27 protein-coding genes are annotated in these 25,580 nt (G+C 37.5%); all 27 read right to left on the reverse strand.

Going from position 1 to position 25,580, the window contains the following annotated elements; genetic code table 11:
• Window positions 1-4 precede the first annotated feature (4 nt).
• The 27 genes from BUB86_RS03055 to BUB86_RS03190 all read right to left on the reverse strand — a co-directional run bounded on the left by BUB86_RS03055 (window position 5) and on the right by BUB86_RS03190 (window position 25,580).
• Window positions 5-2,077: a tetratricopeptide repeat protein gene (locus BUB86_RS03055; protein WP_073205179.1), complete on the reverse strand. Its 2,073-nt coding sequence runs from the start codon at window positions 2,075-2,077 to the stop codon at window positions 5-7.
• A complete protein-coding gene (locus tag BUB86_RS03060; RefSeq protein WP_073205182.1) occupies window positions 2,078-2,686 on the reverse strand; it encodes a hypothetical protein in 609 nt (202 codons plus the stop codon).
• A gap of 9 nt (window positions 2,687-2,695) precedes the next feature.
• A complete protein-coding gene (locus tag BUB86_RS03065) occupies window positions 2,696-4,741 on the reverse strand; it encodes a TPR end-of-group domain-containing protein (protein ID WP_254795080.1) in 2,046 nt (681 codons plus the stop codon).
• Between the two features lie 54 nt (window positions 4,742-4,795).
• The gene (locus tag BUB86_RS03070) at window positions 4,796-5,092 is read right to left on the reverse strand and encodes a DUF805 domain-containing protein (RefSeq protein ID WP_073205189.1); all 297 of its coding nucleotides are present in this window, start codon (window positions 5,090-5,092) and stop codon (window positions 4,796-4,798) included.
• 92 nt (window positions 5,093-5,184) lie between these two features.
• Window positions 5,185-5,562, reverse strand: a complete 378-nt coding sequence (locus BUB86_RS03075) for a hypothetical protein (protein WP_073205193.1) — start codon at window positions 5,560-5,562, stop codon at window positions 5,185-5,187.
• An 11-nt stretch (window positions 5,563-5,573) separates the two neighbouring features.
• Window positions 5,574-8,483 (reverse strand): cation-translocating P-type ATPase, encoded by a 2,910-nt coding sequence (locus BUB86_RS03080; RefSeq protein ID WP_073205196.1) that lies wholly within the window; start codon window positions 8,481-8,483, stop codon window positions 5,574-5,576.
• A gap of 94 nt (window positions 8,484-8,577) precedes the next feature.
• Window positions 8,578-9,378 carry an SPFH domain-containing protein gene (locus BUB86_RS03085; protein ID WP_073205201.1) on the reverse strand — a complete coding sequence of 267 codons (801 nt, stop codon included), beginning with the start codon at window positions 9,376-9,378 and terminating at the stop codon, window positions 8,578-8,580.
• 527 nt (window positions 9,379-9,905) lie between these two features.
• Window positions 9,906-10,343, reverse strand: a complete 438-nt coding sequence (locus BUB86_RS03095) for a hypothetical protein (RefSeq protein ID WP_073205209.1) — start codon at window positions 10,341-10,343, stop codon at window positions 9,906-9,908.
• A gap of 101 nt (window positions 10,344-10,444) precedes the next feature.
• Window positions 10,445-11,098 carry an MBL fold metallo-hydrolase gene (locus tag BUB86_RS03100; RefSeq protein ID WP_073205213.1) on the reverse strand — a complete coding sequence of 218 codons (654 nt, stop codon included), beginning with the start codon at window positions 11,096-11,098 and terminating at the stop codon, window positions 10,445-10,447.
• Window positions 11,098-12,129 (reverse strand): PrsW family glutamic-type intramembrane protease, encoded by a 1,032-nt coding sequence (locus BUB86_RS03105; protein WP_073205216.1) that lies wholly within the window; start codon window positions 12,127-12,129, stop codon window positions 11,098-11,100. The genes BUB86_RS03100 and BUB86_RS03105 overlap by 1 nt, the downstream gene beginning before the upstream one ends.
• A gap of 8 nt (window positions 12,130-12,137) precedes the next feature.
• Complete coding sequence (locus tag BUB86_RS18210) at window positions 12,138-12,704, reverse strand: DUF805 domain-containing protein (RefSeq protein WP_081373060.1); 567 nt, start codon at window positions 12,702-12,704, stop codon at window positions 12,138-12,140.
• A 2-nt stretch (window positions 12,705-12,706) separates the two neighbouring features.
• Window positions 12,707-14,224 (reverse strand): helix-hairpin-helix domain-containing protein, encoded by a 1,518-nt coding sequence (locus BUB86_RS03115; RefSeq protein ID WP_073205219.1) that lies wholly within the window; start codon window positions 14,222-14,224, stop codon window positions 12,707-12,709.
• A 13-nt stretch (window positions 14,225-14,237) separates the two neighbouring features.
• Window positions 14,238-15,704, reverse strand: coding sequence for a PP2C family serine/threonine-protein phosphatase (locus tag BUB86_RS03120; protein ID WP_073205223.1), 1,467 nt, complete (start codon window positions 15,702-15,704; stop codon window positions 14,238-14,240).
• Window positions 15,705-15,707: 3 nt separating this feature from the next.
• Window positions 15,708-16,754 carry a TerY-C metal binding domain-containing protein gene (locus BUB86_RS03125; protein ID WP_073205226.1) on the reverse strand — a complete coding sequence of 349 codons (1,047 nt, stop codon included), beginning with the start codon at window positions 16,752-16,754 and terminating at the stop codon, window positions 15,708-15,710.
• Window positions 16,755-16,786: 32 nt separating this feature from the next.
• Window positions 16,787-17,443, reverse strand: a complete 657-nt coding sequence (locus BUB86_RS03130) for a vWA domain-containing protein (protein ID WP_073205229.1) — start codon at window positions 17,441-17,443, stop codon at window positions 16,787-16,789.
• A gap of 10 nt (window positions 17,444-17,453) precedes the next feature.
• A complete protein-coding gene (locus tag BUB86_RS03135) occupies window positions 17,454-17,993 on the reverse strand; it encodes a hypothetical protein (protein WP_139261351.1) in 540 nt (179 codons plus the stop codon).
• A 17-nt stretch (window positions 17,994-18,010) separates the two neighbouring features.
• The gene (locus BUB86_RS03140; RefSeq protein ID WP_073205235.1) at window positions 18,011-18,583 is read right to left on the reverse strand and encodes a vWA domain-containing protein; all 573 of its coding nucleotides are present in this window, start codon (window positions 18,581-18,583) and stop codon (window positions 18,011-18,013) included.
• Window positions 18,580-19,239 (reverse strand): AIM24 family protein, encoded by a 660-nt coding sequence (locus tag BUB86_RS03145; RefSeq protein WP_073205238.1) that lies wholly within the window; start codon window positions 19,237-19,239, stop codon window positions 18,580-18,582. Before BUB86_RS03145 ends, BUB86_RS03140 begins: the two co-directional genes overlap by 4 nt.
• Complete coding sequence (locus BUB86_RS03150) at window positions 19,236-19,598, reverse strand: hypothetical protein (protein ID WP_081373062.1); 363 nt, start codon at window positions 19,596-19,598, stop codon at window positions 19,236-19,238. Before BUB86_RS03150 ends, BUB86_RS03145 begins: the two co-directional genes overlap by 4 nt.
• 19 nt (window positions 19,599-19,617) lie before the next feature.
• Entirely contained in the window at window positions 19,618-20,256 is a 639-nt protein-coding gene (locus tag BUB86_RS03155) for a vWA domain-containing protein (protein ID WP_073205246.1), read from the reverse strand.
• Window positions 20,257-20,259: 3 nt separating this feature from the next.
• On the reverse strand, window positions 20,260-20,685 hold the full coding sequence (locus tag BUB86_RS03160; RefSeq protein WP_073205250.1) for a hypothetical protein: 426 nt from the start codon (window positions 20,683-20,685) through the stop codon (window positions 20,260-20,262).
• 64 nt (window positions 20,686-20,749) lie between these two features.
• The gene (locus BUB86_RS03165; RefSeq protein ID WP_073205253.1) at window positions 20,750-21,388 is read right to left on the reverse strand and encodes a vWA domain-containing protein; all 639 of its coding nucleotides are present in this window, start codon (window positions 21,386-21,388) and stop codon (window positions 20,750-20,752) included.
• A gap of 65 nt (window positions 21,389-21,453) precedes the next feature.
• Window positions 21,454-22,176, reverse strand: a complete 723-nt coding sequence (locus BUB86_RS03170; protein WP_073205257.1) for a TerD family protein — start codon at window positions 22,174-22,176, stop codon at window positions 21,454-21,456.
• A gap of 19 nt (window positions 22,177-22,195) precedes the next feature.
• On the reverse strand, window positions 22,196-22,804 hold the full coding sequence (locus tag BUB86_RS03175; protein ID WP_073205260.1) for a stress protein: 609 nt from the start codon (window positions 22,802-22,804) through the stop codon (window positions 22,196-22,198).
• A 2-nt stretch (window positions 22,805-22,806) separates the two neighbouring features.
• Window positions 22,807-23,478, reverse strand: coding sequence for a TerD family protein (locus BUB86_RS03180; protein ID WP_073205263.1), 672 nt, complete (start codon window positions 23,476-23,478; stop codon window positions 22,807-22,809).
• 3 nt (window positions 23,479-23,481) lie between these two features.
• The gene (locus tag BUB86_RS03185; RefSeq protein WP_317041753.1) at window positions 23,482-24,054 is read right to left on the reverse strand and encodes a TerD family protein; all 573 of its coding nucleotides are present in this window, start codon (window positions 24,052-24,054) and stop codon (window positions 23,482-23,484) included.
• Window positions 24,055-24,188: 134 nt separating this feature from the next.
• Complete coding sequence (locus BUB86_RS03190; RefSeq protein WP_073205269.1) at window positions 24,189-25,580, reverse strand: hypothetical protein; 1,392 nt, start codon at window positions 25,578-25,580, stop codon at window positions 24,189-24,191.

The raw sequence follows: 25,580 nt of genomic DNA on the forward strand, positions 1-25,580 counted from the left end.
ATAGTTACCCATTAATTCTAATAAGCATATTGTCATTATCGATTTCAATACGACCTAAGCGCTCCAATACCGATTGACCAAGTAGAAGGGGGGCACTCTGGTTGGTAACAATACCCGCCTTAACATTTGTCAGAGTTAATCCTGCAAACATAACATTACGCAAACATACCTTCACGCCTTCAGCAATACTTCCATCAGCAGTCCGATAATAATGCTTCCCTGATAAATCGGACTCATTCAGATACCCATTCTTCAACATAAAGGTTGCTTCTACAGATGACATAGTCACATCAGATGCTCCTGTGTCAAAAATAAAGTGTAGTGGCAAGCCATTTATTTCACATTTAACTTTGCACATCTTGCCATCACGAACAAATGGAATCTCTGCCTTAATAATATTACGTTGATTGTTTGATAGTTTATCAATACTATTCACAATATCCTCCTTTTCCTTGTCCTTCCGTTCTTTCAATTCGTTCATAAACTCCATGAACTCTTCGGAATCAGACAATGGAGACAATAATTTTCCATTTGCCATATACCATAAACGGCAGCTACAGGCTTCAATGCTCTTTTTAAGGCACTCCATAGCTTTCTCCATGATTTGTGTACGGCAATAAAGTGCCGCAGCATACAAGTAGAAATCACCATTGATTTGACGATTAGCTTCTTGATCTGCTTGATATACTAACGAATGACATTTAGCTACAGCTTCATCATTGTAATCAAGAAAATACAATGCTAAAGGTAGAGCATATTGGGTGTCTTCCAAAATGTCTTCCTTTTCAACAATAGTCTGCCAGATCTTAGTAGCTTCCTCTTCGTTGTGACTCTCAGACAAAGCCCAACCCTTATATAAAAGAGACAAAGCCTTATTGTCTTGTAGCGAGAGTGCAGAATCAAAATCCTTTATAGCATTCTCATAATCTCCAAGCTCAAAATAATAACGGCCTCTATTAAAATAAAGGCGCTGGTTATCTGGTTGTTGCTCTATTATTTCCGTTGTTTCTATGATAGCATCATTTAGTTGGCCTATTTCTGCCTTAAAGGACGAAAGTTTTTCCTTAAATTCAAGATTCTGTGGAGCTTTACTCAAAGCCATAGTTTCTTCTTCTATAGCTTTATCATATGCGCCAATTCTGCTCCAACAGAAAGCTATATAATCATATAGTTCAGGAGATGCACTGATCTTATAAGCATTCCGATAAGCAAGAATGGCCTGTTTAAAATCACCATTCCCAGAGCACAACCATCCCAATAATCTGTACCAGCTATCATTGTCTTGATTTTGAATTGCTTTTGCCTTAATTTTCAGACTAAGCCCTTGAAAATCAGTATTTGCAATATTCACCATTATATTACCTATCTTCGGGTCTTGCTCGTATATACTAAAGGCTGCAATAATGGAATCGATTGCTTCTGACTTCTTGCCAAGAGCTAATAAGCTTTCTGCTTTAAAAGAATAGGCTGCACTATAATCAGAATCAAGTTGTGCAGCCCTTTCAAAATGTGCAATAGCTGCTTTGTGCTCATTTCTCCCTTGGTCATTGCGTCCACGTCCCATATATCCAAATGGATTATGGGGCTGAAGATCTATTATCTTGTTATATTGAATATCAGACGCATCATAATCCTCAGAATAGAAATAATAGTCCCCTAATTCTCCAAGCGCATCAACAAAATCGGACTTATAATATAAAGAATTCTTAATATCATTATACCAATTATCCTTTTCTTCAAGAGCACGATACACCCGGCCACGTATATAATAAATTTGTGAAAGATACTCTGGATTACCTGTTGGCTTCAAATGTTCAAGTGCGTTATTGGATGCCTTAAGAGCAGTTCCAATAACATTATGCTGAAGATGTATATCTGCTATTTGAAGATGAGCCATGCCATTTTCAGGGTGCTCATCTAATTCCAACTTCAGTTCTTCAAAAGCATCACTATCACGCCCCTGATTATGCAATTCTACCCCGCGCTGATAATGGTAGCTTTGCATGTATTCCTGTAATTTCAGATTTTTCTTTTCTTCTGCAGACTGGAATAGCGAGAGGATATTTCCTATTTTCATTTATTTTTGTATTTTAGATATAACTGGAGGAACTACAAATTGTATAATAAGCAAAACAATCCAACAAGCCCAAGTTATTGTCCACACAATAGAAGGAATAAAGTTGGTATCAAACACATATTGTTCTAACAACATTGCTCCCCATATACATGCTAGGACGATGTAAGCTGGATTAGCAATTTTGGAAATACTTGCTGATAATAAATTCTTCATTCCGATTCTATAATCATCCTTTTGGGGCTTCATAGAGTGCAACTTTTTCATTATCTTATATGCCTCCCAATACCTTTCTAGCTTATATAGAACAGAACACTTACTCTCCATGATTGTTTCAATGGAATTCTTATACTCATTTTCATATAGCTTACCTTTGTTTTTATCAACGATATCAAGAGCTTTGTCGATATACTCTAACGACTGTTGAGCATAGCCATCATTGTATAGGAACATTCCATATCTATAAAAACTTGCACTCAAAACCATCACCTCTTCATCTGTATCAACATGGGTGATGGACTGGATATAATTGCCATTTCTCTGCCACCAATCCTCTATTCTTTCAGTTCCATCGGCAATAGGCTGCCAAATGGTTATTAATTGATTATCCATAACTAATAATTATTTACTGTGCGTAATTTTTAAAACGTTCTTGCTATTGTCAATCTCAATTTTACCAAGTCTGCCAAGGACACTTTGGCCTAAAAGAAGTGGCGCTTTTTGATTACGCACAACTGAAGCTCTAACGTTATTCAATTCCAGACCGCCAAAATTGACAGTTTTTATATTGACAATGGTGCCAACACTTACATCTCCATTAGCATCCATATATCTCTGACTGCCTACAACATCATTGCCGTTCAAATATCCATTCTTCATCATAAAAGTTGCCTCTACCATTGAGATAGTCACATCACTAGCACCTGTATCAAAAACAAAGTGCAATGGGAGTCCATTTACATTACATTTCACCTTACAGATGCCACTCTCCTTTGTGAATGGGACTTCCGTAGTAACCATTTCTTTATTTGATGCAGAACCTGAGTCTGAGTTAATGCTTTGCTCGTGAGCTGTCTTGTATTTATGAATAAGCGCCTTATATTCCTCTGTGCTTCTGATGAAGTCCATGTCAAAATCTCGTTCGATATGGGCAAATCGCATATATCCCAATTCTAGTGATTTTTCCAAGCACTTTAATGCGTTGTCTTTGTCCTTCATTCGTGAATATAGGCATGCAGCATCATAATAGCTGCCAGAACGATCTTCGTCTCTCGCTATGATACTGTCTATAGCTTCAACTGCCTTATCATACATCCCTAGTCCCTGATATGCATAATGTACACAACTATATTTCTCAGGTGAATCTTCTAACTCAATCACCTTCTTGAAATCAGCTTCAGCAAGTTGGGTTTTACCTTGTTTTTGGTAAACGTCACCTCTGCTTACATAAGCATATGATTCCTCTGGGTCAAGAACTATAGCCATAGACAGATCTTCGATAGCACCATCCATATCGCCATCCAATTCTTTAAACCACCCTCGCCTGTAATAACCGAAACCATATTCTGGTTGAAGAGTCAGAACCTTATCCCATTCTGCAATAGCGGACTTCGCATCACCCATTTCATAATAAATATTTGCCTTCTTTGCCATATTAGACAAGTCCGTACTATCTATGTTAAGAGACTGATTAATATTCCTTAAGGCATCATCGTATGCCCCTAACTCGTAGTAACAGTCAGAAATTCTCCGATAAATGGAAGGTGAAGCGTCTTTTTTGTTTGCGTCCTTGTATAATTCTATTGCTTTATTATATTTCTTATCTTGTTCGTACATCAATCCCGCAAGATAAGACCAAGTATTTTCATTTGGTGCTTTTGCGGCTTGTATCTTTAACTTTGACACCATCATAGTAAACGCAGGCTCTTTTAATCCCGTCATGTGATAAACAGCCTTTTTATCCCATTCACATTGCATTGCTGCTATTAAGTCATTGGTAGCCTCATTCCACATTTCTTTCTCTAATTCTGCTTCTGCCCTAAAAGAGTATCCAGATGAATATCTATCTTCCAATTTGACGACATGATTAAATTGGGAAATGGCATCATCTAGATGATGCTGTCGAAGCGCATTACGTCCCAATCCCATGTACCCCATCACATCACCAGGATTTAATTCTGTCATTTTTCGGTAATCAGCATCAGACAATTCGTATTTCTCTTGCTCAAAATATATTTGGGCACGTTTATCGTAAAGACTGCTTTGGTCGGGCTTAATACGGATTGCCGTAGTATAGTCGCTCATTGCCTTTATTGTATCCTCTAAACAAAGATACACATTAGCTCTGGTCGAATAAGCAAAGATCACATACTCAGTATCCTTTTTAGGCAAATATTTGATTGCCAGATCTGCAGCCGTTAGAGCCTTTCCATATTCTTCATTTTGAAGTCTTATCATAGCTATCCATGAGAAAGAATAGCCATTCTTGGGATTTTCTGAAATATCTTTATTAAGATACTCTAATGCTTCTTGTGGGTTATCATTTTGTATAGCTTCCACACCGCGTTGGTAGTTATACGAATCTGGGCGTTTTACGTTTTGAGACATTGCTGCATCTATACAACACAAGAAGCATATAATGAATAATAACTTTGATTTCATAATCATATTTGTTTATTCTTTCTAACTAATAACTTGAATGGTATATATATTATAGGCTCATCACTGTGGATCACCATACTCGTTTTCTCCTTCATCACCTTTGGCAATCATAAGCCATATAAAATAAAAAGGAATAAGTTGCCACCAACCAGAATTACCAATATCATGGCACCTCTTAGCTCCTTGCATTAACATGAAAACCCAAAGGACTATCAATATAACTGCATAGGCACCATTTTTACTAGGTGACCCCAATGTAACATTACAGATCAAATCACCTCCCAAAAAGATCAAGATGGATAGTATATATTCAATTCTTCCTATTCTTCCGTTTGAGTAAAAAGGAGCCTTAAACATAATAGTATATATTAATAGATTTAGTTTGTAATTTCGAACTATTTATCAAGGATTAGAGGGCACTCAAAAAGTGCCTCTAATCCTTCGATATATCAGAGAAGTTCTTCCAGAATCTTCGGGAAGTTCTTAGATTTGCTCTTAATGTTCAGCAGGAGAGCCTTTTCCGTACCATCAACTTGACCGTCACCTTTAATCTTGTCATAAAGATACTGAGCTTCATCGTCATCAATTTCTCCAGGACTTGTTTCGTCATCAAGTACAAATGATGTTATAGCTTTGATAAAGAAATCTTCCCATGAAGGATCATTTGCTTTACCTGTTACAGCATCATTGAGATCGAAGAGAAAGTCTGCTTCATCTTTGTCAATAACACCATCCTCATACAGGACATCTTCAAGTTCTTTTACTTCATTAGCATCGATAATACCATCTGCCAATAAGTCTTTTTTCAATTCTTCTAATGTCTTCATAACTCTACATTTTAGATTTTCTTTAATAAAGCGAACAATTCACGGATAATCATAACAAGAGCAGAGCCAACAATTATAATTCCCCAATCTACCAACTTAAGAGGAACCACGTTGAAGAAACTGTTAAGGAACGGAGCTTGAACAATAAGAATCTGACCCACAAGAATTATAATGGTGATTGTTATAAAGCCATCACATCCTTTAAGATTAAGGCCACTTCCTCCACTCTTATATGCTCTTGCATTGAACATATACCAGAAATGAGTCATCACAAAAATGGTAAAGAGCAGTGTTAACTCATATGGTGTCACTGCATTCTTCTCTGCAGAAAGTGACAGTGATGCAAGATCTGTGAGCTGCTGAATATCACTGTGCTGGAAAATATAGAGGAATCCAAGTAATAATACAAAGAAGAAGCCACCAACGCCAATGATATTTGCAAGCATTGACTTATCCAGAATAAAGGCTTTTCTGTCTCTTGGCTTGTCATTCATTACTCTATCGGTTGGAGGCAGAGCAGACAATGCAAATGCAGCGAAAGTGTCCATGATAAGATTCACCCACAACATCTGTGTAACTGTTAATGGTGATTCTGTTCCCATAAAAGCGCCACAAAGAACCAAGAAGCAAGCCGCCACATTGACAGTAAGCTGGAACAGCAAGAAACGCTGTATGTTCTGGAAGAGCGAGCGTCCCCATTTTACAGCACGGGCAATACTAGCAAATGAGTTATCAATAATAGTAATGTCACTGGCCTCCTTTGCTACACTAGTACCAGCACCCATTGACAGACCAACATGGGCAGCATTAAGTGCCGGAGCATCATTAGTTCCGTCACCTGTTACAGCAACAACTTGGTCTTTTGCTTGCAATGCTTCAACAAGCCTCTTCTTGTCCATAGGACGAGCACGAGCAATAATCTTAAGGTCATTAACTCGTTCTAACAGTTCCTTCTCTGATAATGAAGCAAAAGTACGTCCGTCAATTATGTTGCGATCTGTATATGAATCCTTCCAAATTCCGATTTGACGACCAATCTCACGAGCCGTTGCAATTGTATCACCAGTTACAATCTTAACGTCAATACCCGCATGCAGACATTTCTCGACAGCATCCTTTACGTCCTCACGAATTGGATCTTCAATGCCAACGATACCCATAAAGGTTAAATCATCAGCAACAAGTTTTCCGTTTTCAATGCCTGTCTTACCATCTTCAATGATCTGATATGCAAAGCCAAGGGTTCTCATAGCTTTTTTCTGATAGTCAAGAAGCGTTTTCTCATATTCTTCCTTGCTATGGTTCGCTGGCATGTGCTTGCACAATCCAATGACTATTTCAGGAGCACCTTTAACATAAAGTACTTTCTTTCCTTCTTTTACGCCAGACTGTACCATTGTTGCCATATACTTCCTTTCTGTTGAGAATGGGACTTCAGCTATACGGCTAGTAGCTTCGCGTAATTCTTGGTAACTCTGTTTCTTGTTATAGAGCCAAAGAAGAAGAGCTCCCTCCGTTGGATTACCGATGGCATGGGGCTTTCCCTCAGAGAAATCAAGAGAAGCAGTAGAATTGACAGCCATTGCTTCAAAAACAAAAGCATCCTCATCAATAACACTTTCTTTTACCTGCATCAGGTTCTGAGTAAGAGTACCTGTCTTATCCGTGCAAATAACAGTAGTTGCACCCATGGTCTCACAAGCATGCATCTTACGAACAAGATTATTCGTCTTAAGCATCTTTCTCATAGAATTTGCAAGAGAAAGAGACACAGCCATAGGTAATCCTTCAGGAACAGCGACAACAACCAATGTTACGGCAATCATAATTGTTTCCAAAGAATATGCCATCAGATGAGACATTTCTGCTTCTGGTAAAAGCAAGTTATGTAGTCCGATGACTGCTCCTATAAATATGGCGAAGAACACAACGATTGTCGTCATACATTGCCATTTGCTGAAATCTTCAAACTTCTTAATAACAAGCCAGAAGAAAATAGCAGTAGGAATGATCAAAGCCCATACAGGTAATGCCCAGTCAAAATAGACAAGCAGTTTACCAACAATAATCAAGCCAGCAAATACGTAACTGATATTCGTGATGAGATCACTGAGCCCGTCCAGCTGCTCATTAAGCGGAGTCTTAACTTTCTTAGACACCTTATTCTTTCTTTGTAGCTTGACAGCCCTTTTCTGCTTCTCATCCAGCTCTTCCAATGCGTCATCATCCTCTTCTTCGTCATCAAAGTCTGCACCAACAAGAGATTGCATGATTTTTCCGTTTTCAGTGTTGTCTCCGACAGCTATTACTTCGGCATAACCATGACCTTCCATAATCTGGGTACCACGATATATCTGATTGCAAGGATACGTAGCTTCAGCATCAAACTCTGCCTCATTGGTAGTCTTGGCATGAACAGGTTCACCTGTAAGGGATGACTCATCAACATTCAAACTAACGGCTTCCAATAGTTTTGCATCAGCAGGAATCTCTTGACCAGTCTGAAGTACCAAGATGTCACCAACAACAATATCGCATTTGGGAACTTCTACGACATTTCCATTTCGAATGGCTAGGACAATCTCTTCATCGTTCACTTGATTCAGAAGGGTAAACTCTTTTTGTGCCTTCAACTCGAAATAGAATCCGAGACCAGTTGCCAATAGAATCGCAACAAAGATTCCAATCGGCTCAAAGAAAACAGCAAATTTTTCTCCTAATCCCCAATATTCGTAACAAGATACTCCAATAGCGAAGAAACCGATAACCATCAATATTACGATCAATGGATCTTCAAATTTCTCAAAATACAATTTCCAAAGAGATTCTTTCTCTGGCGGTGTCAATCGGTTTTCACCATACTTTTTGCGGCTTTCGAGCACCTGTGCATCGGTCAAGCCTGTGTAATGATTCTGTTTCATATTTAAAAAATTAATGTTACTTCAAAAGAATTTGGAATACGATTATGCATTTAGACATATATATAAACGTGTCTATCAATAATTGTATGTGTCCCTATTTTGTTATATTCTGAAACAATTGAGGAACCTGGCCATAAGTGGGAAGCTTTCCATCCCATTTTTCAATATACATTTGCTGTATAATTAAAGGTGTTAAAGCGGATGCCTTAAGATCATTTGCTTTTTTCTCAGCTTCGGCTGCTATTATCTTTGCTTTAGCTTCTGCCTCTGCTTTACGTAACTTGTTCTCTGATTGTATCGCCTCCTGTGTAGTTTTATTCTTGGCATCAATAGCATCTTTAAGTGATTGGGGGGCATTTAAATTAGAAGTGAGTTGCTGAAACTCAAACCCTTCTTTTTTTAATTGCTCTACTATCATCGTTTGAACGGCAGCTTCAAATTGTGGGCGGTGACTAATCAGCGAATCAGATAGATATAAGTTCGCCACATTTCTATAACAATCCATAATAACATTACGCAAATAAGTGTTTTCAAGTTCAGGTAGACCTCTCCTGAAATTCCGAAATATGTCTGGTACTTTTATTGCATTTACCTTATATGAAAAGGTTGGATCAACGGTAAACTCAGAACCATCTTTTGCATTAATTGCAAATGGATCATAATCTTTGACCTGAGTGTAAACAGGGAACTCGTGTATTTCAGTAAATAAGGGCATATATACAACCCATCCGGAACACTCTGTAATGTCGGCAACACCTCTTTCGTTACCAACCAGATTAACCTTGATTCCAACACATCCGGCATCAATTCGTTCTACAGCCATAAACCAATGGAAGAACGCTATCGAAAGAACTATAACAATAAAAACTATAAGTGTAATCCTAATTTTCTTCATATTATTTATATTTTAGAGTAAAACCAATATAAAAAGCAATATCGAGCAAAGAACCAAATACTTAGTATCAACAAATAACTTATCACCCAGTCTAACATTGGGTATCTTATTAAAGAATTGCAATATTGGGGTAAGAAAGATACTTACTGAATCCATGATTTTGGCATACTTAGGATATAATTGGTTCTTGTAAGGGAATATTTTCCAATATAGAATAATTCCTATCGTAATTAGAGAAATAGCAATCTTTAATATTGCAATCGCATTTATGTATAATAATAGCCCAACTAGCAAGATAAAAGCTGTGGCAAACAAAAATTTATCTGTTGTCTTCATTATATCTTAATTGATTCTATTAACTTCTTTCTTAATCCATCCTTTAAGGCTGAATAATAAGTATACTACAACTAATAGGGTTATAACAATTGCTATGATTTCTCCAGTTCCATCATATGTAAGACCAATATAAAAAAGGCCCCAAAACAGAATTACAAATATTATTGGAAGGCTCTTGTTCATGCCAATAATTATTTATTACTTTCAAATTCGGCCTTAGAGATACCTTGGCCTGTTCCACCGCCACCAGAACTAACAAAAAACTCTAGCGTAGCCTGAGAATAACCTTCTTCATCACATTGTATCGAAAACATACCAGACTTTTTGTATAAAGTTTCCAATCCCTTGGATGCCTTGGTCTTTGTAAAGAATGTATCAGAACTGTAGAATGATACTGTACTTGAAGATTTGGGAGAAATTGAAACTGTCTGATACAACCCACGTCCACCTGTCTTCATGATTTTGACAGTTAGAGTGTAACTAGAGCGATTCATAATAGTAAGAGAAGCAGTAGCCGAGGTTTGGTAGGTGCTTCTGGAACTATTGCCAGAGTTAGAATACCAACTTTGTCCATTCATGTTCAGAACGAAACCAATCACAAGTGCGAAAATAAATAAAACCTTTTTCATCTTTTGAATTTTAAATTATTACTTTTGATGGTGCAAAGATACGCATTCTTTATCGTCTTTGTATATTTTCTCTAATATTGCAATACTTTCATATCCCATATCTATTTTTTTGTTGCAAGGTTACATGGTAATCTGTTCTTAACCCTAAATGGTTGATAATGACCAGGTAATACCAATGTATCCTTGTCTAGGTTTAATATGTATTCTATGCTATATTTTAAGGTAGAAGAATCTCCTCCGTCAAAATCAGTTCTACCTTGTCCGTTTTTAAAGAGTACATCACCACAAAAGATGACTTTCTTTGACTCACAGTGAAATGAAATACTTCCAGGCGAGTGTCCAGGGGTTGGAATGACAGAGAATACATTATCTCCAATCATCAATTTCTCATATGGTTCCTCTATCCATTGAATGTGTTCTGTTGATAGCAGTTCTTTTTCCTCGTTGCTTAATCCCATTAATACACAACAAAGCTTATTCCATTCTAAAAGATCATAGTCAAGAATACAAGCCTTAGTCATGATATGATATTTGTCGTATATGTAATTGATACCGAACATATGGTCAAAATGCAAGTGAGTACAAAAACTGTATTTTAAACTCAATTTATTCTCATTTACATAACTTACGATTTTATTAAATTCTTCCTGAGAAGTGCAACCACAGTCTATTATCATAGTTTCCTTTGTTATTTCATCGGAAACTATGTATGTATTTACTTGATTTCTATTAAATACAAACGACTGTATTATCATTATTTTCTCAATTTTGATTGATAGTTAATTCCTTGCTTTAAATATATAGTTAAAAGCATCAGCCCAAAGAACACAAGAATCAGTGGAATAATTGGGTAGTTTGCTATAGAATCATATAGTCCATGTATCAACGCCGGAATGAAAAGAGCTAGAACACGTAATCCCCATCTATATTTTGGGTATAGTTCAGAGAAGGAAAGAAAGTATCCTGCTATACCACACCAACATGCGTGTAAGAATGGTAAACTTGTAAGTCTCGCAATATTTAGGAAGAAAGAAATGTCGTATTGTTGTTCTGCATTGACAGTTACTTGATATTGGACACCTTCATAAACACCAAATGCAATGCCAGACATCAGACCGTAAAAAACCATTGTCTGCGGTATCAGAGGTTCATCAGCTTTTTTCAGTATAATTAGTAACGGTACCATCTTGGCAAGTTCTTCGGTTATACCAACTCCCAAAGTGAATCCCCCCAAACTAATAGGGAAGGAGGCATTGCATAAAGCATAAAAGGGATTGAGTGCAGGCAACCCGAATATATCCCATACGATAAAGACGCATATCTGAGTTATGAAAAACACAGCTAAGGTCGTTTTCAATTTAACTTGTGGAGTCTTAAAACTTGCATAAAAGAATAGTCCCCAGATGATGGAGAAATATAATGAAACCTCATAGAATAGAAATAATCCGCCTAAAGGAATATTCATAATGACCATTGGAAGCAATCCAACTAAGGCTAATATGAGAAATCTTTGGTCAGACATGAATTGCTTTGAAAACAATGCAGTCTTAGGAAATATTAATTCCGAGCCAATGGCAGATAACTGAGTAAAAATATTCCCCTTATTTTTAACATGTGGCTTTAGACCTAATTTCTTCAAATAGAAACCTACAGTATATTCTTGATTGCTATTGGTGTCTATTGCACGGTCTTGTTTTAATATTTGCCCATCATTGACATATGAAAGCAAGGTTTGCTCATCATATGGCCCATACCGTTGATTATTCCTTATTATATATATATTCATAATTTATTTTAGCAAGTTCTTCCCTTGGGATCTGTTCCATATTCATTGTCACCTATATCCCCGTCAGCGAATATTAACATGATTAGAACATATAGATTATAAAAGGGAATCAATAGGAAGAAGAACTCCCAGCCAGATTTACCCCTGTCATGGAATCTTTTACAGAATTGTGCCCAATAAAACCAAAATGCAGGGATGTAACTTAGTAGTACAATAATTGCACTGCCTCCGTCCACATTAGGACTATTAGCCCAAATATTTACGAAAAGAGCCCATGTCCAGAAAATAAGCAAACTAATTCCAAATTCAGTTCTGCGTATTCGACCTTTGAATGAAAACGGCCTTGAAAACATGGACGTATAATGTATGAACGAATCACTACTGGTAGGATTAGAAATGCTATTATCTGGTGCTTGTATATTTGTCGGCTGAACAGAGCTGTCATTGGCAGGAGCAGATGGATGCTTTTCCAAATCTATGCCACGTCGATAAAGGGGACAACTATTGCTGTCATAAACCCTTATTTCTGAGCAATGACTACTATTGGCACATTTGTTGCATTGATCTTTTATCATATTTAATTGTTCACAAGTTGTACATTTACAAGTCTGCCACCATCTTCTGTCGAAAGGAGTATGTTCTTTCCGTTTGTTAAGGCAACAAAACCACCAACGGGAATCTGTTGCTTATTACCATCAGGAAGTATCTCATACATGCTGTTCAGACGGCGGTTGATAAGAATCCACTGGTTGTTGTGAAAATGAAAGTCACCTGCAGGTTTCCTGTTTTCTGGCGTTATCTTTTCATTTGCAGAGACGAATCGATTCACATGCCACATGTATAGTGTTTGATTGTCATACACCATTAAACGATATTTTTCATCCATAAACTTTCCAGGTCTAGGTGAAAAATAAAAATTCAAAATTGGCAACTGCCCTTTGTATTCTGTCCCACAAAAAGGACATTTAGGCTTGGTTGTATTGTCAAACACATACCAATGGGCATGACATGACGGATTCTGACAGGGTTGTACCAAATCTGTTGTCTTTACTAATGCATCTTCCCACATTTGCGCTGTTGGTCGAGCTGATGGGTTATGGAGTCCATCAATAAATGCCTTGTCAAATAATTCCTTTAAATAAGGGCCACAAATAGTATAAGGCATCTTGCTTGGATCTCCAAATGGCAATTCACTAGGACGCAAATCAGAGGCTCTTACCCTGTTTATGTTATTTGTGGGATGCTCTATGAAGACTGCTTTTTCTCCCATTGATAGTTCTTCATCTTTTTCAGGATCTAAATCCCAAACTTTACGTCCGGTAAGAGGATGTCTATATAGAAGATACATGTAGATTAAAACAGCCAAAGCATGACGGTCGGTTTCTATACAGGGAAACTTTTTATTTGGATCACCGACTGGCAATCTTTTTGTTGCCATTACTTCAGGAGCAATAAATCCTGGTGTTCCTATCACACTTGGTGGGAAAAGCCCTCTGACTACAATTTCGTCTAAGTCAATTAAACATGAATTTCCCGTTATAGGGTCAACTAATACATTATTAAACGATAAGTCAGAATGTGCCAAACCCGCAGCATGCAGACGGCGTGTTGCCCTAGCAATTTTAATACACATATTAAGATGCTTCAGCCAATCGCCTTTTTGGTCATCTGGCAGTGCCATTTTCCTTAACTTTGCTGATGCAAACCATTTCCCGTTCTTTTCTTTCCCGTCAAGATTAAATCCATTTTTATGAAAAAAGAAGTCACTACTATAGAATGGTATTAGTACGCCTATTCGGCCATTCCATTCCACAATTCCATAAGGTAGGTAAAGTTTCTCTTTCCAATAATCGCCAACACTTGTCCCGTCAAAAATATGGGCATAATACTGGCTAACTATTCTATTGAGACGTTCCTTATCGTTAGCATCTAACTTCTTACGATAAAATGCAACTACATATTTTTTATCGCAACTAAAATATACATCTTTTACACCTCCTTGAGCTTTAATTTCGTCATAAAACTCAACTGTATTACCAGGAAAAGGCGCATTAGGTGATATTGCTTTCACCGTGAGGGTTACTTTATTTGCCATAGTACCTTTATCTTTAATATAGTATTGCTATTGTCCTGTCATCATGATTACCTGGTGACCAGAAATCAAGCCAGTCTAAAAGCTCGTTTTTAGATTCTTCATTATCATCTGACAGATGGACTGGATGTTCTGGGTTGTTTTGCAAATCATCCCAAAGTTCATCCCATTTGTCCGGGTTGTTGAGATTGGCATCAGTCTCAAATTTAGGATCGCTAACTCCATCAGACATCAAGAATAGCGCAGTAAAATCAGGAACGATTTTACATTTCAGCCTTTTGTAGAATTCGTTTGTGTCGTTGAATATTTCAGGCATAGTCAAGAATCTGGTTTGCCCTGCATATTCCCCTTCGTCAGGAACTCCTAATAACGTAGATGTATGATTCTCTTTATCATATAAACACATAGCTCCATCACCTACCCAGAATGATGCAACAAACCATCCGAACTCGAATTTTTTGCAAATGGCAAGTAGAAGTGTAGTCGCATAGGTTTTTGTTGGGTTTCCTGTAGCCTTCGCTTCTTCTACAATTGCCTTATGAGCTTTATAGGCCGCATTACCTACAATACGATAGATGTCTGCGCTAATCATTTTTCCAGCTTCTTCAGAACGCTGGTCAAGATGCCACAGATTGATATCTTCTTCAAATCTCTCACTATTAGATAGTTCGTTCTTACAATGTTCTATAACTGTATCACAGGCAATTTTCGAACCTTGTCGAGAGAACTTTGCAGAGCCAGCTCCATCAGCAACTGCCATGACATACCAGTTTGTATTGTCATCGTGGTACATCTTGAAATGATCATCACGAGGCTTTGCCTCTTGCGCATGAGAGCGGCCACGTTTGCTTGCAGCTACAATATCTTTCTGCGGAGTTCCGTCTTCAAGAGATTTGACTTTAATATATTCAGCCTGAGTATCTTCGTTAATATATTTGGGGTCGGGCATGTTTTCCCAATCAACATCCAGATTCTTCCACAGTTTTCGTGGATCCTGGTTTATCACAAACGGAACTTTAAGTTCAAGTTTTGGTCTATCAGCATCAGGAAGGTCAATGCCAATAAATTTGTATATAATAGTAAGCTCGAATGTTGATTCCGCAGTAGCCCCATCTTTTCTGAAAGAATCAAGTGTTGGTGTTCCTGATATTCGGAAACTCTTACCATCTTCTGCAATTTCAACATCAAGTCCATGTATTTCTTTGCTAAGACCGTTAACTTGCAAAATCTGCACTTCAACTCCTTCAAGATGTGAATCTTGTAATGGTTGGACTTTTCCTGTTGTCTCATAATACGAATTTTCTTTCGCATTAGGCAAGTCAAAATGCCAACGACTAACTTCTTCTTTTCCTATGGTCTCTTTGTTCATGAGATATTCCTTATAATACCCCCATAACTTCTCAGACAGGAACTTTATAAAGCCTTCAGCCTTGTTCTCGTCCTTTTCGTTAATGAGGAGATTGATTATTTTTTCTATGTCCATAACTTATCCTCGACCTCTAGTGATGTTCATGCCACCTTCTGCTATCTCACCAAGTGAGCCTTCCATACCACACCAAGGGCAAGACGATGTGTTGCCGTCAGAGCACATGATGTTTCCACATTCACAAACAACGACTCCAAGTTGGTTTCCACAACATGGGCATGTTGGAACGCCGCGTAAGGACATCGTGTTTATATTGCGATTTGATTTTCCTTCACTTAAACTGTTGTATGTTTCTTCATCAACAGGGTATGCACCTACAAGTTTGTAATCAATGCCTTTAATCCCTAATTCTTCCAACCCTTCAATGCCCGCAATCCTTTTTGCATACTTAACAAGGTATGTTTTCTTCGTATTGGAACATTTTCCAAGTAAGACAGCGAAGTTTTCATCAACTAAACAAGGCTTACTTGTATCAACTTTTTCTAGGTTTATACCTGTTGTCGGTGCGAGTTGTACACTGTCATCTCCCATGTCTGTAACAGATACGCTTGTTGCTTTGATGGATGCAGTTACCCATTTGAAGAAAGCTTTAAAAGAAGCTTCATCGGTAGTGTTCAACCTGAGAACATTATCAGAGACCTGCCCTAACAGTTGAGTATTAACATTATCACCTATGGATATAGCAACGATGTTGGCAGAACGTTTATAATTCTGATTCCATCTAGCAAACGCTGAAGTTGGGTCATCTGTAGGTGTTCCATCCGTAAATAGGAAGATAATGGGTTTCCAGTCTCCTTTTTTGTCAAGAGTCGTTTTTACCAACGTTTTATCCATGTCATCCATTAGATAATTCAGGGCAGCGCCAAGCGATGTTCCTCCACCTATTGGAAATGTTGGTGGATAGAACTTGTATAGTTCCGTTAGAGGGGAGAGGGACTTTGCTTTACCGGCAAAGACGATGACCGAAATGAATGCAGTTTCAAGTGCATAAGGGTCGGTACGCAGTTCTTGTACTATGGATCTCATACCATCCTGTACTTGTTGGATGGGTTCTCCGGCCATTGATTCTGATACATCAATGAGGAAATAAATGGGAAGTCTACGCATAATATTTTAACTTTTAATTATAATTGTTATATTTATAAAACGATATTAACTTCTGGTGGTGGAGGGGGAATTTCTGTAGAATCATTATTAACCCCTTCTGGTGAAAATTCTATAGAATCATCATGAATGTATTCGCATTCTATATCTAATGACCACAATAATATTTTTTTTACGAAAGAAGCATCAAATTCTTTTAAAGAATAAATATTTTCAGTGAGAGAATGATAAGGTTCTGTCTTCTTTTCATCTCCATGCAACAAATAAATAATAAGTTTAGACCCACTTTTTTTTATTTTTTTGACTGCATGATTAAACACTGCAATGTCTGAGGGAGTCCCATAAGTTGCCAGAAAGACTATAGGAGTCCAATCTCCCTTTTGGTATGGGCTTTCTTCCACATAATCGTTTTTGTAGCTTTCCAAAAGTTTTTCCAATGCTTGTCCACAGTTTTTCGGTCCTGATGTAATATGTGGAAGTTCAGGCATTTCAAAAGATGAAATTTCACGAAAAGGAGTCATTTCAACATCGCAAGCATAATTTATGATGCTGACATATGCTGTTTCCAATGCGAATGGATCATGCTTTAAAACATCTATAATACCACCATATAGATTCCAAACTTCTTTAATAGGCTCACCTCTCATCGAACCTGAAGTATCTGCTATTAAATAAACCAATTGCTTTCTCATATGAGGGTTTTTAAACAGTTGCTATATAATTGGGATCTCTATTGTCATTAATATAAAAGGTGGGAACAACAAACATGTTGTTGAGATTATCCTTTGAAAGAGGAGTGTAAAAAATTCTAGGGTTGTTCGTGAGCATTTCAACCCAGTTACAACCACTTTTTTGTTCTAAGCACACGACAACAAAAGGAATATAAGAATCTTTAAACTTACTTATTGTTGAAGGTTGGATTTGGGTACTATTACCACAGGTTATAATTATCAAAAACTCTTTTCTCTGTTCATTCGTAGATTGATTTAGTATTGAACAAAAACCACCATCTAAGGTAACACTTGAAGAAGTCCTTAGATAAATATGGCCTTCTTCAAATTTTTCGATTGAGGTATTATATAAGGTCTTGCCATCAAAAGATATGAATGAAATCTCGTTATCAAGCATATATGGATTAGTGCGACAATAATTCACAATTTCAACAATTGAATCTCTAAGGCACGATGAATACCTTGCCATTTCAATAGTGTTGTCTAATAATATGATTATTGGTCTAATCATTTGCTTAATACATTTTGTTATTCAATTTGGATCTCTATTACTTTGGGCGGTTCTTGAAGAAGATCACGACCATCTGATGATGTCTTTTCCTTCCCTCCGAATAAAACCTTGATGATTTCTGGAAAATTTACACTATCCCAAGGTGAAACAATTTTGGCTGTTTCATTAAATGTGTCACCATATTTGTCAATATTGCCGTGTAAAACGATGATGTCATCATTATTGTTTTTACATAGCTTGATCTGCTCATTGTAGAGTTGAACATCAGAAGGCTTACCCTTTGTAATAATAAATATAAGTTTGCTTTCGGGGGAGGAATCATTAACGTATTTAATTGCCTTCCCCAAATTCTTGGGGCCGCTACATTCTTCATTGATAGAAGCGGCTTTTACGGAAGTAACGGGACTCATGGCAACGCCTTCCTTAACTTCCATATTATATGTTATAATTGATGCTTTTGCTTTACGTGAGTTAGAATTGTTACATAGTGATTTTACCAATTCGTTTACAAGTAACGTTGCTTGTTGAATTGGTTCTCCACTCATTGAACCGGAGCAGTCAACTAATATGAATACTTTATTTTTTGTCATTGTGTACGAATAATAATTGGTAATGGACTCAAATAGACCTTTCCAGGACCAGTGATGTTCATAAGACTTAATCCTTCTCCTCTGAGGACATTGCCAACAGACCATCCTGCTTGAATTTGAGAAGTATGGAATCCTTGAAGGGCAATGATGTGGTTTTCATCTACCTCAATAGTCTCACCATTATTCAACGTTCTTTCGAGGGGTGACCCTAACGAGTCAAGAAAAACTGTAGCTTTCCCATCGATTTTTTGGAAGAATCCGACTCCTCCGAGTATTCCTTGTAGGTTAATGTTTAAATTTAGATTTACCTTATTTGTAGAAGCTACATAATGACCTCTTCTACAGATAAGATTCTCTCCTTCAAGCTTAATTGGCAATAGTGCGCAACAGCTTCCTGATAAAACCATTTTTTTTGTAAGAGTTGTAGGATTGGTGAAACGTATGACAAGTATGGATTCACCTGACAATGCGGATTTCAATACACCTCCAATAATGTTGCCGAGCCCACCACCCGAGTTGCTTCCATTGAATTCCACTTCTCGTTGTAATCCCTCTTCTACATACACAATACTGCCTCGTTCTGCATAAAAGGATTCACCTGGAGATAGTTGAACCTCCAAAATCTTATACTCATATCCTACAATCTTGCAATTCATTGATTCATTAATTTTTCAGTATCATAACCAACAGGATTACCAGACCTCATATGGAGCATTACTTCGTCTTTTATGTCTTCCGTAACATTTTTACCAGTAAATGAATACCATAGGGCTTGAATAGTATAAACCGGTCCCCAGGGGAATCCCCACCATCCGAGAAAGAGGCTAATGAGAAAATATGGCCACCCATTAGCAATAGTGTACTCATTAGACTTGATATAGAAGATGTCACTAGGTCTTCTAAAGGTTGCCAATATAATTGATATCGCGTATGTAAATATCACGAATTTTCCGCCTTTGGCAATGTCTGCCTCTAACTCTTCAATAGTCCAGTCTTCTAAATACTCTATCTTCATAATATCTAATTAAATGCTATTAAATAACCAGATTCACTTCAGGCGGTGGGGCAGGTAAATCTACAGGATCGACGATGCCCATTGTCTTTCCGCCTCCTATCACATTAATAGAAACCCATTGGAAGAACTTCTTGAAGGTATTACTGTCCATCGTGTCTAACGTAAATACATTATCGGTAAGTTTTTTTAATGGATCTATCTTTGCTTTTGGCCCAGCAGCACATGCGACAATGTTTGTAAACTGATGTTTTTTAATTTTTACAATAGCTTCATTGTAAGCTTGTAAGTCTGCAGGCTTTCCGTCAGTTAGAACAAACAGCAAAGGCATCCAATCACCCTTTTGTTCTTTAGAGCCAATGTTTACTTCAGCATCATAACGTTCACAAAGCAAGTTTAGTGCTGCTCCCATAAAAGTCGCACCAGACTCAGGTACAACAATGTCAGGTAATTGCAGGTCTTCAAGAGGAGTAAGCGGCACTATTTGTTCAACCTTACTATTATAAGTTATGATACTTATACACGCAGTTTCCAATGCGTATGGATCAAGCCTGAGCGTAGCAATCATATCAGCCAAACCGACCTTTACTGACTCTATAGGTTCACCTTTCATAGAACCTGATGTATCTATTAATATATAAACTGGTAATCTTCTCGCCATAATTTATTCATCATCATTATTGTATCCCATAAACCCTCCTAAAATTACGCTTCCAATTAAGAGGAACCAGAACCATGTGTCGCCATCCTTCTCATAGTAATAACCATTAAATGCCATCATGGTTTGATATATAAAATATGTAGCGGGCGTTAAAATCGCTCCAATAATGGCTCCACCAATTGATTTGCGAGGTACGAAATGTTTAATAACAGAAGCGACAATGACAGCGCCTATACACAGAACTATCATGTATTCGGATTCTGTCCACATTCCTATTAATGCTATAACAATTCCAACAATTACGCTTGCACCGAATCCTGCGAGAAATGCCATTAAATAATTTGGCTTTTTTTCAACTTCATTCGGGACATTCGTTATGGTGTCTTCTTGAATGGGACTGTTAAGTTTGTCAATATCATATTCTGACATATTAAAATATTTTATCTCCGAATGGCATTAAATGCCATTCGGAGAGGTGATTATATATATTAAATTAAACTACAATGTTGACTTCTGGAGGTGGTGGCGGTAACTCGCTCATTGTAGTCGTTTCGCATGCAGTATCTTCAATTGATTTACTGCTGGTACTGATAGAAGCAGAAACCCACTTGAAGAAGGCTTTAATAGTTGCACTATCAGCCGTATCAAGTTGCACAACATTCTCGGTTATTTGTTTCAGCGTATTGGTATTAGCACCTTGTCCAGCTGCACATGCAACAACCATACCGCATTTACGTTTCTTAAATTCTGCAAGACCTTGTGTGAGGCTGTCTGTAGGCTCACCATCTGTCATGATGAATACCAAAGGACGCCAGTCGCCCTTTACGTCGTTTGTGGTTTTGGTTATTTCTGTATCAATTTTCTGAGCCAGAAGACTAAGGGCACCGCCAAGAGCTGTGCATCCACTTGCGTCAATGTTTGGCTGCTGAAAGGAAGCCAATTCTGTAAGAGGAGTTACTTGCTGGGCTGAAGAGTTAAACGTAATGATACTGATAAATGCAGTCTCCAATGCATAAGGATCGCTGCGCAATGTGGAGATGAGAGTCTGAACACCATTTTTTACAGCTTCGATGGGCTCGCCAAACATTGAACCCGAAGTGTCAAGCAAAAGATAAACTGGTAATCTTCGCATATTAAAAAAATATTTAATGTTATTAAAATGTTATTTAACTAAGTTGAGATAGACTGGTAATCTTCTCATTTTGCGTATGAGGTAAGAATACGTCTAATTGTCAAACAGAGATTCTGATCTTCAAAGGCATCTCCAATGGCTGCAAATTTCCAATCATTTCCTCTGCGATACAACTTGCCCATGATAAGAGCGAGTTTTCCTTTGTATTGTGACTCCGCAGCAACATCATACGATGCGAAAACCTGTTTTGGGGGTCGGTCAGGAGTACCTTCAAACATTCTAATAGCTGCATAAGGAATCTGTGAAAAATCTTCTTTTCCACAATTGTTGAGGAAAAAGAAAATTTGATGGACTTTGCTATTAACACGGCCTAGATCAACCGTGATAATTTCGTTGTCTAATCCGTCATCGCCATCTGCATCACCCTGGCGGTCATCTCCTGTATGATGCAATGCACGATCTGAAGAGTCAAGTTTTCCAATAGGCATACCATAATGGGATAAGAAATCTTTACGATACAATGGTGAATAAATATGGTCACATATGTTTCCATTTTCATCTACCATAATACAACTGAGATCAAGATCGACTTCGATTTTTTCCTTTTCTCTATGCGTCTTTCTGCCAAAGCCAAGGAATCCTTCGCTGTCAACGACTTCAACGGTGCGTCCGGTTTCAATCATTCCCCAGTTGCATCCCACACAAAACTTTGTCATTTTTGAACCATCATCCTTTTCAAGGTTGATCTTCTGACCTTTTTCGAGTTTTTTTTCTAGAACAATAGCCATAATTGTTAATCATTATAAGTTAATCTTTACTTCCAACATTATACTTGAATCCCCAATTGTACATTGCATCGCAGTTACTATGGTTGTCATGGAACGTTACAAGTTTCTTCACCGTAATGGAATTATCACCGCCAAATACAAGTTCTGCTATTGCACAAAACCTTTTGTTTTCTGATTGAGTTCCCATTTCAACGACGACTTCTTCCTGTCCAGGAACTTTGACTTTGACAACGGCATTTGTCTCTGACCATTTTGTCGCACCGTCAAAAATGAATGTGTAGATTGTCATTCGTTTAATGACGTTAATACCTTTGGGATTGACCAGGATTGTTTCTCCTGATCCTCCTGTGCGGTCATCTCCAGTATGCCATATGTATGGATGGTGATCATATGAGCCTTGGTTTGTTTTTTGGTCTCTGCTACCACCGCGACCATGCGAGAATTGTAAGCCGTCGATAAGTCGTTTTGTTCCACTTCGTAGCTCATAGAAACACCCTAGATCTAAATCCATCGGATGGTCTCCTTTCTGATTCCAATCGAGATTTATTATAATTTCTCCATTGGTTAAACTGCCTTTTTCTAAATTAATACGATGCTTGTCGCCTGATTTTTCAAGTACAATAGCCATAATTACATGAATTTAGATGCGTATTTCCTACAAATCGGCTCTAAACCATCTTTGTGAGCTTCTCCAACAGCCTGAAATTTCCATTCTGCACCTCGTCTATAGAGACGACCAAATTCCACCCCTTTATCAGTAGAAAAGTCTTCATCAAGGTCATAACGGCAGATAACTTCACCATTAACAGCATTAATTATTTGAATGTAGGCATCACGAACCTGGCCGAAATTATAATTCATACGAGGCTTGTTTGGATATTTTTTGCCATATGTCTCTTCCTCGTAGAAAGTATATTCATCAGAGGGAGTCCAATAAATACTGACGGTAAAGAGAATTTCCTTAACTGATGGTGATGTTTTGGTTAAGTCCACTTCTATTTCTTCATTACCTTCTCCAGTGTCATCATCATCATCACCTAAATCATCAACAGAGCCAAGAACACTTTTATCAACGGAACAAGGCCTTTCCTCCCCATTGACAGTCGTTTTATTGGGTGAGCCATAAAACACAAAATCGAATTCGTTTGATATTTGCCCATTCTCACCTAACAAGAACGTTGAAGCGTCAAGATCATATGGAGGCATAGCGTTGGGATTCACCTTCCATCCCATTTCCACCTTCAGCCGAGTTAAACCTGCATCCAGGCCTACTCTCTGACCTTTTACTAGATTGATAGCCATGATTTAGATAAATTGTTTTGCATATTTGTTACATAGTGTTTCGAGTCCACCTTTACTTCCATTTCCAATAGCTTCAAATTTCCATTCTTCACCACGACGATAGAGACGGCCAAATTCAACAGCTGTTTCAATAGAGAAGTCCTCATCTAGGTCATAACGAGCAATTTCTTCATTTTTCTTTGCATCATAAATGCGGATGTAAGAATTACGAACCTGTCCAAAGTTCTGTCTTCTCTCTTCTGCTTTGTGAATTGTAGCCGTAAACACAATTTCTTGAATTTGAGAGCTTACCTTTGTGAGGTCAACGTTGAGGGTTTCGTCATCGCCTCCGTCTGAGTTTCCGCCTGTTAAATCATCGCCTGTAGTTTCTACAGAACCATCTGGAGATTTCATGTTGTTGTAGAATACAAAGTATTCCTGAGAAGGGATCTGACCATTTGAGCCAAGCATAAAAGCTGCTGCGTCGAGGTCAAAATCAAAACCCGTTCCTTCGTTTGGATCCCAACCGAGGCCAACTCCAACTAAAGAAAGCCCCTTGTCCATGCTTATTCGCTGTCCTTTTTCAAGATTAATCATAATAACTACAAATTAAAAATTATACAATAGTTTCAAATTTCAAATGCAAAGGTAATATATAATAATGTAATGTTGGCTAAAACGCTAACGTTACAATTAATATAAAGTAGACTCTATGTCAAAAAGTTGCAAGGTTACAAGGCAGATATTTTTTGCCATTCAATTGAATCAGACAAGGCTGTGACATCCTTATTGTCTAAACCACAACAACAGCAAAGAGAAGGATGTATGTTTACACAATAATTGCCGAACATATTGCGTTGAATCATGTAATCATCCACATGGAACAAAACCTCTTCATGTGCTTTTAGTTGTTTCTTTATTAATGCAATCATTGGCAGTCTTATCTCTGGAATGCTGATATCAGGAGCATTTTCTGCTTCTCCTCCAAATTTTTGATAAATAAGCCTATATTTTGTTTGGATAGCGCTCATTCTCTTCTTATATTTGGCGAATTGTCGAGGTGTTTCTGGCTTAACAAAGTTGATACCACCACTAGCTGATTCCAAAAGGAACAGAGCGTATAATGCTTTCTCTCTTCGATGCAATTTCTCCATTTGCACATCAGCTTCAGGGAATCTTATGACATTTCTATATATATCTATTACAACGGAACTTTTAACGCCTTTTTGGAGCATATAAAGGTCAAAAATTTGTTTATAGAATCCTGTATATATGAAGCGGCCTTTTTCTTGTTTTAAGCGACTTATGTTTGATGTTTGATAATAATGAGAAAAATAGTCTACGCTATTCCTTACGGTATTTAATACATTCTTATCTATCTCTAATATAAGAAAGTTTGCAATTCTTTTGTCGTTAACAAAAGAATCGCCGATTTTAATCATCAAAGAAGGTGCTACATTTGAAAATTCCTTAACTCCCAATTTCCCTGACAATTGGTCTTTGCAAAACTCTGAAGTAGATAAGTTCTGTAACTGTTTTGTTACGGTTTGTAATCTCTCTAGGCTTGCTTTGGGATAAAGGAATTCTATTATCCGAAGTAGTTCTGAAGCTGTTATCGAACGATAATGATTAGCAATCTTGGGTATATATACAAAGTCGAAGCCGGCCAATCGCATTTCTGTTTTTAATTCTCGATAGGCTTCATTAATTTCCCAGTTTATGTCATTATCAAATTCACTTTCCACGTATAAAATTTGAGTAGGCTCTATGAATATGTTTGACGTATTCATAGAAATGATTTTAGCTGATAGTTCTGTTGAGGATAGACAAATTTTTATCGCAATCAATAGTATAGCTTCTTCTCTAGAGCAATAGTTATCTGACAAAGAAACATTGATCAAACCCTCAACTAGTTCTTGCTTTAAACTATCGGTGGAATCGATTAATATAGAAAGAGCATCGGATAGAGTATATGACGCACCAAGTATTTCATCTTCTTTTTTGATGGAATATTTGTTCTTGATACTATTAATAAACTCAATTTCTCTTACGTCAATAATTGCATCGGCTATAACCATATCCGATACAATTCTCATTATACTGGCTCGTTCTATCTGTTTCAT

The organism is Xylanibacter ruminicola (assembly GCF_900142525.1).
In the GTDB taxonomy this organism is placed as follows: domain Bacteria; phylum Bacteroidota; class Bacteroidia; order Bacteroidales; family Bacteroidaceae; genus Prevotella; species Prevotella ruminicola_A.